Consider the following 12,716-nt stretch of genomic DNA (forward strand, 5'->3'; position numbering starts at 1 on the left):
CGCTTGCCTGATCCGTTATGTGTTCATTTGCAATGCCGTGGATGGTTTGTCTGCCTTTGGGCATAAGAACCATCAAGAACATTGGCACATCAGCAAAGGAGAACATCATGGCGAAATTCTTTAGGGACCCCGACGGCAAGCTCATCGCCGCCCTTAGCGACGACGTTGCGACCCCTGCCGGTTGCACGGAACTGACCGCAAACACTGAGGACGCGGCGCACGAGAAGCACGTGCCTGTTGTCGAGACCGAGCGCGACGGTCACGTGATTCGCGCACGCGTTGGCTCGGTCGAGCACCCCAGCCTGCCCGAGCACTACATTGAGTGGATCGCCCTTGAGGCCGAGGGCCGCTTAGAGGTCCATTACCTTGAGCCCGGCATGAAACCCGCGACGTTTTTCGCGGGCGGCTCCAAGACCGGTACCGTCTATGCCTACTGCAACCTGCACGGGCTGTGGTCCGCGACATTCTAGGAGCGCGCCCCCGCTCGGGGTATCATAGCTAGCATATGCACATGCAAGCGCCGGCTGCATTATGCGGCCGGCGCTTTTACTACGATTTCGATGGTTTACGACGGAAAGGGCTGGGCCATGAAGCTCGCGCTTGCACAGATCGATATGCGCCTGGGTGATATTGAGGGCATTTGCGGCCGCATTGAGGACCAGGCTCGTCTGGCCCACGAGCGCGGGGCGCGCGTGCTGTGCGTTCCGGCTCCGCTCTTTATGGGCGCCATGCCCGGTGGCCTGGTGGGCGCTGCCGACTTTGAGCACGACATGCTTGCCGGCTTGACTGGCGTCGCCGAGCGTATCCAGGAGCTTGACATGATCTGCATCGTGCCCGCGGCGGTTTCGTTTGAGGGCCAGCCGCTGCTCGACTACATGATGCTCAAGGACGGTCATGTGGTGCCGGCGCGTTCGAGCATTGCCCTGCAGCGTGGCGAGAACAACGACACACGTTGGGCGCCGCCGGTGTTCGACGTGGACGGCGTGCGCATCGCCGTGATTTTTGACTTGGACCGCGAACTCGAGATGCTGCCGACCGGTGTTGACCTCATTGCGTATTTCCAATTCAACGCGTTTGACATGACCGACCGCGAGACTGCCGCCATTGCCGCCGTTCGCAGCGGCACCTACCGCAAGATCGCATCCAAGCGCAGCGTGTGGTTTGCCTGCATGGCGCCGGTCGGTGCCTATGACGAGTCGGTGTATACCGGCGGTTCGTTTGTGCTCGACGACTGCGGTCGCGTGGTGGCCCAGGCACCGTGTTTTGAGGAGAGCCTGCTGGTTCAGGAGATTCAGCGTGGCGTGATGCTCGATGCCCTGGAAGATCACGAACTGCCCGAGTTCCGTTCCGAGGAGTGGCTGTGGCAGGCGCTGGTGCTCGCCGTGCGCGACAACGCCCGAGCCCACGGTGCTTCGCGTGCTGTGGTGGCACTCGAGGGTGACTTGCCGTCGTCTTTGCTGACGGCGCTGGCCGTCGACGCTCTGGGCCCGCGCAATGTGATTGGCCTGGTGCTGGGGCGCAACCGTATCTTTACGCCGGCGCAGGAAGAGGCCGAGGCTGCCCGCTGTGCCGCCGTCCGCGCCATTGCCGAGCGTCTGCACATTCGCACTGTCGAGCGCGATGCACCGGATGCGGCGCGTGTGCTCGATCGCGACGTGTCGGCGGGCGATGCCGAGCGTCTGCGCTCGCGCACGCTGGGCCTCATGCTGGAGGACACGGCGCTCGAGCTGGGTGCGATGGCGCTGAGCCCGCTGTCCAAAACCGAGTATGCGCTGGCGGCGCCGGCGCTTTGCGGCGGCTACCAGGGCGACTTTGCGCCCTTTGGCGATGTGTACCTGTCGACGCTTGAGTTTGTGGCGCGTGTGCGCAACCGCACGTCTGCCGTGGTGCCCCAAGAGCTCGTGACGCTCAACGCGGTGGAAGATTGTATGGAGCGCGTGCTGGCGCAGGCGCTCTCGACGCTCGACGGTCCGGTCGATATGCTCGACCGCGCGGCACAGCTGCTTGGCGGGCTTGAGCCGGGTGAGGTCGATGGCGCGCTCGAGGCGCACGTGGACCGCAATCGATCTTTCGACGACATTCCGATGGCCGCTGGCAAGCCTGAGGCTTGCTCGCTGCTGCTGATGCTCGTTCGACAGGGTGAGGCTGCCCGCCGCATGTTGCCGATGGCGCCGATCGTCTCGGCCCGTTCGTTTGCCGAGCGTGCCTGGCCGTATATGCTCGCGTGGTCCGACCTGGGGCTTAACGGCAAGGAGCGTATGACGGTCGATTCGCTGGCGCGCGCCGAGGTGCGCCGCTTTGCTGACGAGGATACGAGCGAGCGCGTGCGAAACGAGATGATGGGCGTGCTGGGCGAGCTACTGGGTATTTCGCCCGAGCAAATGGAGGAGCTGCGCTCTGAGGACGGTCAGCGTCGTTTGCACGAGGGAATGAAAAAGTTCGAGGGCGAGGTTCAGGACGCCATCGATAAGATGATGGGCGGTCAGGGCGGCTCGCAAGGTAGTCCCCAGGGTGGCCCGATGCCGCATCCGCCGGTTGATCCGAGGCAGTTCCCCTTTTTCTCGCAGAACTAAACTGGGGATAGGGCCAAGGTTACGCGGTTTCACCAAACCGCGTAACGAGTCGACGCTGCGCGAGCCCCTGCCGGGCAATCTGCCGCTCAAACCGTCGCTTGCGTACAAAAGTACGCGGCGCTCCTCTTTCGCGACACCTTGCCACGGCAGGGACTCGCTCGCTGACTTATGCTCAACCTATGGTTCAACCTTGCTTGCTAGATGCGGTCGCTGTTGTGTTATTCTAGAACAGACGTTCGTGAATGATGCGCGGGGCCTTGTCTTGCGCTGTGCTTGTGGCGAGGGGAGGTTGGCATGGTTATCTTGGGCATCGACCCCGGTTTGGCCCATACGGGTTGGGGGATTATCGAGGAGCGGCGCGGCGAGGTTCGCTGCCGTGCCTATGGCTGCATCGAGACCAGTGCCGGAAGTCCGCTCGCGGTGCGCCTGTCGCATATCGCCCGTGACCTTAAGGATGTCGTCGAGCGTTATCGACCCGACACGGCTGCTGTCGAGAGTATCTACTTTGGCGCCAACGTTCGTTCGGCCATCCCCACGGCGCATGCCCGCGGTGCTGCACTCGTAGCGCTTTCGGAATGCGCGCTCGAGATTGGCGAGTACACGCCCATGCAGATCAAACAGGCTGTGGTGGGCACCGGCGCCGCGGACAAGCGGCAGGTCGCCTACATGGTACGCACTCTAACACAGCTCGACCACGACCCGCATCCCGACCATGCCGCCGATGCCCTGGCCTGCGCCATCTGCCACGTAAACCTCAGCCGCACCCGCGCCCTCACCGGTGGTGAGTTCTATCAACAGAGAGGAACCGGATACTGATGATCTCCCAGCTCCACGGAACGCTTGTCGAGGCCACGATGAGCTCTGCTGTCGTCGATGTGTCGGGCGTTGGCTTTGAGCTCGGCATCTCGGGCAGCACTGCGGCCACGTTGCCGACGCCCGGTGGCGAGGTCTGCCTCTACACGCGTATGCAGGTGCGCGAGGACGCCATGACACTTTTCGGTTTTTCCTCAAAGGATGAGCGCATGATGTTCGACCGGCTCGTGTCCGTTTCGGGCGTTGGCCCGCGCCTGGCGCTTGCCGTGCTTTCCACCTATACCGTGGGGCAGCTGTATTCGCTGGTGATGGCCGAGGACGACAAGGGCATGGCCAAGGTACCCGGTGTGGGCAAAAAGACAGCTCAGCGCCTGATCCTGGAACTCAAGAGCACCTTTGCCAAGGATAAGGGCTTTGTGCCGGTCGACGTGATTCCCGGACAGGTTGCGATGCCCGTGCCCGCTGCCGCTCCCTCGGTGATCGATGATGCCCGTGCGGCGCTCCTTTCCATGGGCTTTAGCCCGCAGGAGACCGATGTTGCCCTGAGCGGGTATGATGGGCAGAATATGCGTGTCGAGGATCTGCTCGGCGCGGCGCTTAAGCGACTCGGAATGGATGCGTGATGTGGGAAGCCGATGACTCTCAGGACTTGTGGGCGACGCCCGGTAACTCGCCGGCGGCATCCATGGCGCACGGCGAGCGCATGGTGGGCTCGGAGCTGACGGCCGAGGATCTCGATGTCGACCGCACTTTGCGCCCTCAGCGCCTGGACGATTACTGCGGCCAGGAGCACATCAAGCAGAGCCTGCGCGTGTTGATCGAAGCGGCGCAGAGCCGTGGCGAGACGCTCGACCACGTGATTTTCTCGGGTCCTCCGGGCCTGGGCAAGACCACGCTGGCCACCGTTATCGCCAACGAGCTGGGCGCTCAGATCAAGACCACGAGTGGCCCTGCCATCGCGCGCACGGGCGACCTGGCGGCCATCCTTACTAACTTGCAGCCGGGCGATGTGCTGTTTATCGACGAGATCCACCGCCTCAACCGTTCGGTCGAGGAGGTCCTGTACCCCGCGATGGAGGACTTTGCCCTCGATATCGTGATTGGCAAGGGTCCGGCGGCGCGATCGATTCGCCTGGATATCCCCAAGTTTACGCTGGTGGCGGCAACGACCCGCTCAGGCATGTTGACCGGCCCGTTGCGCGACCGCTTTGGCATTTCATATCGCCTGGATTACTACACGGTCGAGGAGCTCGCGCAGATTGTGACGCGCTCGGCGACTATCCTGGGCGTGACGATCGATCATCCCAGTGCACTCGAGATCGGCTCGCGTTCGCGCGGTACGCCACGTCTTGCCAACCGCCTGCTCAAGCGCGTGCGCGACTATGCACAGGTGCGCGGCAACGGTCCCATTGAGCTCGATATCTGCCGTCAGGCGCTCGAGTTCTTCGAGATCGACGAGCTCGGTCTGGACTGGATGGATATTCGTATCTTGGAGACGCTTGCCAAGACGTTCTCCGGTCGTGCCGTGGGACTTACGACCCTTGCCAGCGCGGTGGGCGAGGACCCGGGCACGCTCGAGGATGTCTATGAGCCCTATTTGCTGCAGTGCGGATTGATGATTCGTACGCCGCAGGGCCGTCAGGCAACCCTCCGCACCTTTGAGCACCTGGGGATTGAACCTACCGTTTAGGGCGTTTTGTTTTGGCGGGCTGTTGGACTATCGCTGGGCATCGGGTAAACATATCGCCGTTCATCGGTTATGGGCGTTTTACTATTGCGCGCCCGTGCTATGCTGAATTGGTCTTTTTCTCATTCGGTAACGAAAGGACCGCCCATGCCTACTGACATCGAAATCGCACGTTCTGTCACGCCGCTGCCTATTACCGAGGTGGCCAAGAACGCCGGCGTCGACGTTAAGCACCTTATTCCGTACGGCTTCGACAAGGCTAAGGTCGACTATTCACTGCTCAACGAGCCGACTGATCACCAGGCCAAGCTCGTCCTCGTGACCGCTATCAACCCAACGCCCGCGGGCGAGGGCAAGACCACCACGACCATCGGTCTGGCCGATGGCCTGCGTCGTCGCGGTATCAAGAGCGCCGTGGCCCTGCGTGAGCCTTCGCTCGGTCCCGTCTTTGGCGTCAAGGGCGGTGCCGCTGGCGGCGGTTGGGCCCAGGTCATTCCCATGGAGGACATCAACCTGCACTTTACCGGCGACTTCCATGCCATCGGTGCTGCCAACAACCTGCTGGCCGCCATGCTCGACAACCATATTCAGCAGGGCAATCAGCTCGGTATTGACGTTAAGCGCATCACCTGGAAGCGCGTCGTCGACATGAACGACCGTCAGCTGCGCCATGTTATCGATGGCATTGGCGGTAAGGCCCAAGGTGTGCCGCGCGAGGACGGCTTCGACATCACCGTTGCCTCCGAGGTCATGGCAATCCTGTGCCTGTCTACGAGCATCAACGACCTCAAGGAACGCTTGGGTGAGATTGTCGTCGGCTATAGCTTTGCCGGCGAGCCCGTCCGTGCCCGCGACCTCAAGGCCCAGGGTGCCATGGCCGCGTTGCTTAAGGACGCGCTTAAGCCCAACCTGGTGCAAACGCTCGAGGGCACGCCCGCGTTTGTCCACGGCGGTCCCTTCGCCAACATTGCCCACGGCTGCAACTCTATTATGGCCACGCGTATGGCGATGCGCTTTGGCGATGTTGCCATTACCGAGGCCGGCTTCGGTGCCGATCTGGGTGCCGAGAAGTTCCTCGACATCAAGTGCCGCATGACGGGCGTTCGCCCCAGCGCCGTCGTGGTCGTCGCGACCGCTCGCGCGTTGAAGTACAACGGTGGCGTCGCCAAGGCCGATCTCAACGAGGAGAACCTCGAGGCACTCAAGGCTGGTATGCCCAACCTGCTGCGTCACGTCGACAACATCCAGAACGTATATGGTCTGCCCTGCGTGGTCGCCATCAACCGATTCCCGACGGACACCGAGGCCGAGCTTGCGCTCATCGAGTCCGAGTGCCAGAAGCTCGGCGTCAACGTTAAGCTTTCCGAGGTCTGGGCCAAGGGCGGCGAGGGCGCGCTCGAGCTGGCCGATGAGGTCATGCGTCTGATTGAGCAGCCGAGCGAGCTCAAGTTTGCCTATGAGGACGGCGCTGATGTCGCTGATGCCCTCGAGGCCGTTGCCACCAAGGTCTACCGCGCCGACGGCGTTGACTTTACGCCGGCCGCCATGCGCCAGCTCGCCGAGCTGCGCGAGAACGGCTTTGGCAACCTGCCGGTGTGCGTCGCCAAGACGCAGTACAGCTTTAGCGACAACGCCAAGGCCCTGGGCGCTCCCGAGAACTTCCGCATCACCGTGCGTGAGCTCAAGGTTTCTGCCGGCGCCCACTTTGTGGTCGCGCTGACCGGCAGTGTTCTGACCATGCCCGGCCTGCCCAAGGTGCCCGCGGCCGAAAACATCGACGTCGACAACGACGGCAACATCACCGGCCTGTTCTAAGCCCGCTGCTCATAGCCGCTTGCCCGCCCCGTCGTGCTCACAAGGCACGGCGGGGCTTTTTGATCCTTAGGCCCGCGCATGTCTTGTAGATACCGACGGACTCTGCCCATCATAGGCTTTTGCGCGGGTAGAATGCATGGATAACTTGAGGCTCACGCGCGACGGAAAGGAATCGTTGCATGGATCAGGACAAGACAACCGTGATGGGCGGCTACGGTTCCGCGCAGGCTGGCGATAGCGCCGATGCGACCCGCGTTGTTCCCAACCCCGGTTATACCGACCCCGCCGCGACGCAGCCTTCTGCCGAGCCCACCCGGGTTATGGGCTATGGCGACACGGCGCAGGATTCTTACGCTGCATCTTCGCAAGGCCCCTATAGCAACGCAGCTCCGGATCCGTTTGATTACGCGCCGCAGGATTCTTATGCTGCCTCGACGCCGAATCCCTATGATGACCTGCCGCAAAATCCCATTCCGCAGCCTCAGCAGACGACGTATATGCCTCGCACGGCGCAGCCTCGCTACGAGTCGCGCGAGCCGTATCGCGAGTACCCCAAGTCGATTCCGCAATATGGCGAGGACGAGGAGAAGAAGCCGTCGCGTTCGTCGAGCGTGATCAAGAAGATCCTCATCGTGCTGGCGATTTTCTTTGCCTTGTCGGTCGTGTTCGCCATCGTGTCGGGCATGCTCAACAAGCGGGGCGCCACGACCGATGCCACGACCGAGCAGGCCGAGACCACCCAGTCTGCTGCCGTCGACCTGAGCGATATCCCGGGACAGTACTGGTCCAACGCCAAGAAGCTCCTCAAGTCACGCGGAGCCGACCTTTCGAACGCCGTGATCCTGACCGACGATGGCTCAACGCCCGTCATCGATTCCAACTGGGTTGTTACTTCTGCCTACTATAACGACAGCGGCAACCTCGAAATTCAGCTCACGCACAAGAACAGCTCGGGCAACTCGTCCGACGGACAAAGCGGTACCGACAGCTCGAGCTCCAATACGCTGGAGGACTTGAGCAACAAGGCACAGGAGTTGGGAGACAAGGCGCAAGAGCTGGGCGATACCGCGCAGAACTTGGGCGACATGGCGACGGATGCCTGGAACGCCCTGCAAAACGGCATCTCGGGCGCGCAGGGAAACTAGCTGTTAAGCAGGCTACAGCTGCTCGGCCGGACGGTCGGGCGAGCTAAAGCCCGAGTCAAACGTAACGACGCATGAGGCATCGGGTCGGCGCTCGTGCACGATGCACGTGACGAGCTCCAGCAGTTCCTCGTCGGATATGTCAAAGCCGTCGGGACGCACCAAGTCAAACGAAACGAACCCGTCGTACTCGTGCAGGTCGTGGATGGAGAGCGCGGGATCGATTTGCATGACGCCGCGCTTGACCCAGCCGCGCAAGTCATCGCCGGTTGTCGCGATGGGGTCGCAGTGCAGCGTGATACCAATGCCCATCTGGCGCTTGATATCGTGCTCGATGGTGTCCAGAATCTCGTGGTGCTCAAACGCGTCGCCCTCGCCGGGCATCTCCACGTGGGCGCTGGCAAACTGACGACCGGGGCCGTAGTCGTGCACCATCAGGTCATGTGTGCCCAAGACCTGCGGATAGGACATGATCTTGTCGCGGATTGCCTGGACGAGCTTGGGGTCGGGCGCTTGTCCTAACAGCGGGCTGATGGCGTCGCGCACCAGGCCCAGGCCGCTGATGCAGATGAAGATGCCCACGCCCAGGCCAGCCCAGCCATCGAGGTCAAAGCCGGTCGTCTGCGAAATAAGCGCCGCCACCAAGACCGAGCCCGAGGTGATGACGTCGTTTTTGGAGTCCTGCGCTGTGGCGATGAGCGTCTCGGAATCGATGCAATCGCCCAGCGTGCGGTTGAACGCTGCCATCCAGAGCTTAACGAGCATGGACAAGACGAGGGCGGCTAAGGAGAGCACCGAATATGCAGTGGGGGAAGGTTTGATGATCTTGGTGACCGACTCGAGAATCAGGTTGATGCCGACGGCACAAACCAGGACGGCGACAAACAGACCAGCCAGGTACTCGTAGCGGCCGTGGCCGTAAGGGTGGCCCTCGTCTGCCGGGCGGCTGGCAAGGCGGAACCCGAGCAGGCTCACGATGTTGCTCGAGGCATCGGAGAGGTTGTTGAAAGCGTCGGCGATGAGGGAGACGGAACCGGCGAGCAGGCCCGCGATGCCCTTGGCCAGGCACAGGGTGATGTTGAGGCCAATGCAGATGAGGCTTGCGGCAAAACCCGCGTTGGTGCGGCAAGATGCATCGACCGGCTCGTCCTCGCTGCCGGGAACAAGCGTATGTACCAGCCGATTTACAAATAGCATAGCGGTCGTCCTCACAATCATGTTTAAGGGGATAGTGTAGCTCGCGCGGGGGCGCCGTGCACCGATGCTCAGAAAATGCAGCAATAGTCTGCCGGTGCTAACGAGCGAGCCTTCTCGTCTGCCTGGGTGGTCCATTTTGGGCCACATGGGTATGGGCATGTGCCTGTTTGCTCGACATACTTAATGTCGACAGCCCCTGTGCAAAGGAGGACGTTTCCATGGACGAGATGTTTGCCATTAAATGTCAAAACTGCGGCGGCCCTATGTACTCGCACCAGGCTAAGCGCAGCTTTGAGTGCGCCTATTGCGGTGCGGTCATTCCGTGGCAGGCGGACGCCGGAGAGCCCAAGAGCGCTTTGGGCATTCGCCATACGCCGTTGACGGTGGTGGATGGACTGCTCAAGCTCACGCATGTGTCGCAACTCGAGCGCCCGGAGGACCCGGACTGGTATTTCTTCAATTCGCACTGGCGCAATCAGTCGGTCCTGGAACATCTGCTGTGGGAGGATCGCGGCACGGCGCAAGAGTTCCAAGAGGCCACGCATGTGAGCATTCCTTGCCCCTTCTGCGGAGCGTCCTTTGAGGGCGAGTCAACGCAGCGTGTGTTTGAGTGCCCGTCCTGCGGCAACAAGATCGGCGTTGCCGACCTACTCAAGCCCGGTACCTTCAGCAAGCGCCTGACCTTGGGCGTTGGTGCGGAGTATGTACCTGGGCAGGGTGTTCCCTGCGAAATCTCGCCGCAGCAGGCACGTGCCAACGCACTGCAGCTGGTGCGCCAGTATGCGGAAGCCTTTGCCGGGCACGACGTGGAAGATGCGATCCAAAACGACATGATGCTCTTCTATTTCCCCATGGCGCTGGCGGACCTGCGCATGATGGCGAGCTTCCCGGGCAAGGGCCTGAGCAAGGAAACCCTGGTGTACTACGAGGTGCTCGACTGGGTATACCCCAGGGCAAACTACCTGGACGTTCGCCTCCTGGGCATTTTGGAGCCGTGGGACTTTGCCAAGGTCGGTCCGTTCGATCCCGCCATGCAGGAAGGCGACTTTCGCGTCGTCTCCGTCGATGCGTCTACCAAGGACCAGGTGGTCATTGATAAGCTGGCGTTCGACGTTGCGGGCAACGACGCCGAGGCTGTACTGGGGCTCAATAAAAAGAGCATCCGCACCTGGGCGCGCAAGGCCCGCAAGCACAAGGACGGCCTAGTTATGGTGCCGGTGTACTTTGTCGACCGTCCGGCAACGGATAGCCGCGACGGCGAGCAGGTGCGCATCGCCGTAAACGGCCAGACGGGCCGCGCGGCCGCGGTGGTGTTTAGCGACAAGCGCGAAACGCATATCGTGGCGCCGCTCAATCCGAGCCTGCATCTGTCCAGTGAAAGCACCGTGCACGCCACGCCCGTCGAGGTCAAATACGTTAAATCGCCGTTCCTCTACCAGATTGTGCGCCGTGGAGACGGCGAGCAGCCGCGTCAGGTGGCAGCCGCAGCCGAGGGTTCCTACCGAGAGGAGAAGCCCAAACGCCGCGGTCTGCTGGGTGCGCTATTTGGGAAGTAGGGGAGTAGTGCTGGGGTGTTGGGCTGCATCACAAGGTCATTAGATGAATTTAAAAGTGCTGGGAACGTGCTAACATTGCCGATAGCCTTAATCTTGTAGAAGCGGAGGCCGGATTATGGGTTTTGCGGATCAGCAGCTTCAGATTCAGGTGCCGTATTCTCCTGACGACACGTTTAATGCCTTGAAGGCAGCTATGGAAAAGCTGCCTAAAGTAAAAGTTGATAGCGCATCGCCCACAACAAGAACAGTTGCAGCTGAGATTGGTATGAGCCTTTGGTCCTGGGGTGAAAATATCAGTATTTCGGTTGTTCCAGTTGAAGGCGGATCTGGCGTTACTGTCAACTCATCATCTAAGGTCAGGACAAACGTATTAAACGGGGGCAAAAATGCAAAGAATATTGCCGAGATAGTCGATGCCCTATCGAAGGAGCTCGAGCAGTATCCGCAGGTTTCACAGACTATTGAGACGCTGGCGGATAGTGGTGATGTAGTTGCAAGACTTGAGAGGCTTGCAACGCTGCGTGATAGTGGAGTACTTACCGAGGAAGAGTTTGCTGCAGAAAAGGCAAAAATCCTTTCGTAATCAGACACGATGGTTGGATTTGCATTCTATTATTGAACTTGTTTATACCAGGCTGAAAACATCGTGTGTAATAAAGGTGCGTAGTAGTCTCGTCTTATACAGCAATAGGGACCTCTTTTGGGCGCCCTGCCTTTGGAGCGTCGGCGAGTCGTGCCTCGATGGAAGCTTTGGACACCATGCGCTTGGTGCCATCCTTCCATGAATCCAACAGTCCAGCATTTATCAGTTGCGATACTCTTGCCGAGCTAACGCCAAGCATGCGCGCGGCATCCGCTGCGGTGACGGCGGGGATATCGTTGAGTTCGCGGCTGACGGCTACGGCGATAATCTTGCCGCCGTGTCGCGGCTCATGTCCGAAGTCTGGTGCGGGAAGTTCAATGCCACCCATAAGGTGATCGTCGACCATACATGCGAGAAAATCAGCGGCGCTTTCGACGGCGTCGTTTAGGTCGGAGCCAAACGTTCCTCCTCCGCCCAGCGAGCCACACGGCACAGCATCGACAATGCCGTCCGAATCAAAGAACTCGAATTCCCATACGTAAACCATGTAAGACCTCCTTTAAAAAGCGATGCGAAATGTGATGAGGATGAGCTATCGAAGCCCTGCCTGCCTTAGGATTCTTTTGGCAATTTGCTCCTCGATCTCTCGGTGGCGTTTCACGAGCACGAGCTTGTCGCCTTTGACGAACTTCTCGTGATTGGTGCCTCCTTTCGAGATGAAGCCGGCTTCTTCGAGGATACGGATCAATTCTCGTCTCTGCATCTCAGCCTCTTTCAATAACTATATATTAGCACTTCCTAAGGGTTTTTTTAGACTTAAATCTTAGCCATTGCTAATCCCTTGTCTTACTTCGCCATCCTTGGATAACGGCTTATATTCCTTGCGGTATTAGTTTATTTGCTCGTACGGACACGATTTGGTGCTCCGTGCGCGACCGCGAAAAGGGTTTGCGGTAACTAAAATGTGGCCATAGAGACAGTTTTAGCGAACCCCACGGGAGTGACGCGTATGGACAACAACACGCTGCTATTCCAGGACAAAGGTTCGGGTAGGTTTAAAGACGTCAAGATCTACCCTAACCGCATTGAGGTACTCAAGAAGGGCACTTTTGGCGGCAAGCACACCGAGATTGTTTATCTTAAGGACATTACGGGCGTCAATAGAATCAAAGGCCGCGATGTTTTTCTGCGCAATCGTCTGTTGACCGCTTGCGTCTTTAGCCTGAGCAGCCGTGCGAAGGCCCAGGAGTTTGTTAACGCGCTGAACATGGTGATGTAGCCGATAGCGGCGTTCGGGCCAAGGTAAAAATCGGGGGCACAGAACGGTGTTCTGCGCCCCCGATTGAGTCG

At 60.2% G+C, this 12,716-nt stretch carries 13 protein-coding genes; 10 read left to right on the top strand and 3 right to left on the bottom strand.

Annotated elements, in window-relative coordinates; all coding sequences use genetic code 11:
• Positions 1-107: 107 nt before the first annotated feature.
• The 7 genes from AAAX77_RS07410 (at position 108) to AAAX77_RS07440 (ending at position 8,033) form a co-directional block, all read left to right on the top strand.
• Entirely contained in the window at positions 108-470 is a 363-nt protein-coding gene (locus AAAX77_RS07410) for a desulfoferrodoxin family protein (protein WP_349105581.1), read from the top strand.
• Between the two features lie 117 nt (positions 471-587).
• Positions 588-2,573, top strand: a complete 1,986-nt coding sequence (locus tag AAAX77_RS07415) for a hypothetical protein (protein ID WP_349105584.1) — start codon at positions 588-590, stop codon at positions 2,571-2,573.
• A 294-nt stretch (positions 2,574-2,867) separates the two neighbouring features.
• A complete protein-coding gene (gene ruvC, locus AAAX77_RS07420; RefSeq protein WP_118405685.1) occupies positions 2,868-3,389 on the top strand; it encodes a crossover junction endodeoxyribonuclease RuvC in 522 nt (173 codons plus the stop codon).
• Positions 3,389-4,009, top strand: coding sequence for a Holliday junction branch migration protein RuvA (gene ruvA / locus AAAX77_RS07425; protein WP_271736621.1), 621 nt, complete (start codon positions 3,389-3,391; stop codon positions 4,007-4,009). Before ruvC ends, ruvA begins: the two co-directional genes overlap by 1 nt.
• Positions 4,009-5,076 (top strand): Holliday junction branch migration DNA helicase RuvB, encoded by a 1,068-nt coding sequence (gene ruvB / locus AAAX77_RS07430; protein ID WP_022095140.1) that lies wholly within the window; start codon positions 4,009-4,011, stop codon positions 5,074-5,076. The genes ruvA and ruvB overlap by 1 nt, the downstream gene beginning before the upstream one ends.
• 144 nt (positions 5,077-5,220) lie before the next feature.
• The gene (locus AAAX77_RS07435) at positions 5,221-6,888 is read left to right on the top strand and encodes a formate--tetrahydrofolate ligase (protein WP_349105586.1); all 1,668 of its coding nucleotides are present in this window, start codon (positions 5,221-5,223) and stop codon (positions 6,886-6,888) included.
• A 179-nt stretch (positions 6,889-7,067) separates the two neighbouring features.
• A complete protein-coding gene (locus AAAX77_RS07440; protein WP_349105588.1) occupies positions 7,068-8,033 on the top strand; it encodes a hypothetical protein in 966 nt (321 codons plus the stop codon).
• A 12-nt stretch (positions 8,034-8,045) separates the two neighbouring features.
• Here the strand turns inward: AAAX77_RS07440 and AAAX77_RS07445 are convergent, their stop codons facing one another.
• On the bottom strand, positions 8,046-9,227 hold the full coding sequence (locus AAAX77_RS07445) for a cation diffusion facilitator family transporter (RefSeq protein ID WP_349105591.1): 1,182 nt from the start codon (positions 9,225-9,227) through the stop codon (positions 8,046-8,048).
• 218 nt (positions 9,228-9,445) lie between these two features.
• Between AAAX77_RS07445 and AAAX77_RS07450 the strand changes: the two genes are divergently transcribed.
• Both AAAX77_RS07450 and AAAX77_RS07455 read left to right on the top strand, forming a co-directional pair.
• Positions 9,446-10,783 (top strand): hypothetical protein, encoded by a 1,338-nt coding sequence (locus tag AAAX77_RS07450; RefSeq protein WP_349105592.1) that lies wholly within the window; start codon positions 9,446-9,448, stop codon positions 10,781-10,783.
• A 115-nt stretch (positions 10,784-10,898) separates the two neighbouring features.
• Positions 10,899-11,366 carry an SHOCT domain-containing protein gene (locus tag AAAX77_RS07455; RefSeq protein WP_349105594.1) on the top strand — a complete coding sequence of 156 codons (468 nt, stop codon included), beginning with the start codon at positions 10,899-10,901 and terminating at the stop codon, positions 11,364-11,366.
• A gap of 94 nt (positions 11,367-11,460) precedes the next feature.
• Here the strand turns inward: AAAX77_RS07455 and AAAX77_RS07460 are convergent, their stop codons facing one another.
• Both AAAX77_RS07460 and AAAX77_RS07465 read right to left on the bottom strand, forming a co-directional pair.
• Complete coding sequence (locus AAAX77_RS07460) at positions 11,461-11,913, bottom strand: helix-turn-helix domain-containing protein (RefSeq protein ID WP_349105596.1); 453 nt, start codon at positions 11,911-11,913, stop codon at positions 11,461-11,463.
• Between the two features lie 45 nt (positions 11,914-11,958).
• Complete coding sequence (locus tag AAAX77_RS07465; RefSeq protein ID WP_117734454.1) at positions 11,959-12,129, bottom strand: type II toxin-antitoxin system HicA family toxin; 171 nt, start codon at positions 12,127-12,129, stop codon at positions 11,959-11,961.
• A gap of 246 nt (positions 12,130-12,375) precedes the next feature.
• On the opposite strand from AAAX77_RS07465, the gene AAAX77_RS07470 reads away from it, so the two are divergent.
• Positions 12,376-12,645, top strand: coding sequence for a hypothetical protein (locus tag AAAX77_RS07470; protein WP_022095134.1), 270 nt, complete (start codon positions 12,376-12,378; stop codon positions 12,643-12,645).
• The last annotated feature ends 71 nt before the right edge of the window (positions 12,646-12,716 follow it).

The sequence above is a fragment of the Collinsella sp. CLA-ER-H6 genome (genome assembly GCF_040092305.1).
GTDB lineage: Bacteria > Actinomycetota > Coriobacteriia > Coriobacteriales > Coriobacteriaceae > Collinsella.

What these genes read in the sequence shown, in the direction of transcription:
- AAAX77_RS07410 (WP_349105581.1), top strand. Translation starts at nt 108, where the DNA reads ATGGCGAAATTCTTTAGGGACCCCGACGGCAAGCTCATCGCCGCCCTT.
- AAAX77_RS07415 (WP_349105584.1), top strand. Translation starts at nt 588, where the DNA reads ATGAAGCTCGCGCTTGCACAGATCGATATGCGCCTGGGTGATATTGAG.
- ruvC (WP_118405685.1), top strand. Translation starts at nt 2,868, where the DNA reads ATGGTTATCTTGGGCATCGACCCCGGTTTGGCCCATACGGGTTGGGGG.
- ruvA (WP_271736621.1), top strand. Translation starts at nt 3,389, where the DNA reads ATGATCTCCCAGCTCCACGGAACGCTTGTCGAGGCCACGATGAGCTCT.
- ruvB (WP_022095140.1), top strand. Translation starts at nt 4,009, where the DNA reads ATGTGGGAAGCCGATGACTCTCAGGACTTGTGGGCGACGCCCGGTAAC.
- AAAX77_RS07435 (WP_349105586.1), top strand. Translation starts at nt 5,221, where the DNA reads ATGCCTACTGACATCGAAATCGCACGTTCTGTCACGCCGCTGCCTATT.
- AAAX77_RS07440 (WP_349105588.1), top strand. Translation starts at nt 7,068, where the DNA reads ATGGATCAGGACAAGACAACCGTGATGGGCGGCTACGGTTCCGCGCAG.
- AAAX77_RS07445 (WP_349105591.1), bottom strand. Translation starts at nt 9,227, where the DNA reads ATGCTATTTGTAAATCGGCTGGTACATACGCTTGTTCCCGGCAGCGAG.
- AAAX77_RS07450 (WP_349105592.1), top strand. Translation starts at nt 9,446, where the DNA reads ATGGACGAGATGTTTGCCATTAAATGTCAAAACTGCGGCGGCCCTATG.
- AAAX77_RS07455 (WP_349105594.1), top strand. Translation starts at nt 10,899, where the DNA reads ATGGGTTTTGCGGATCAGCAGCTTCAGATTCAGGTGCCGTATTCTCCT.
- AAAX77_RS07460 (WP_349105596.1), bottom strand. Translation starts at nt 11,913, where the DNA reads ATGGTTTACGTATGGGAATTCGAGTTCTTTGATTCGGACGGCATTGTC.
- AAAX77_RS07465 (WP_117734454.1), bottom strand. Translation starts at nt 12,129, where the DNA reads ATGCAGAGACGAGAATTGATCCGTATCCTCGAAGAAGCCGGCTTCATC.
- AAAX77_RS07470 (WP_022095134.1), top strand. Translation starts at nt 12,376, where the DNA reads ATGGACAACAACACGCTGCTATTCCAGGACAAAGGTTCGGGTAGGTTT.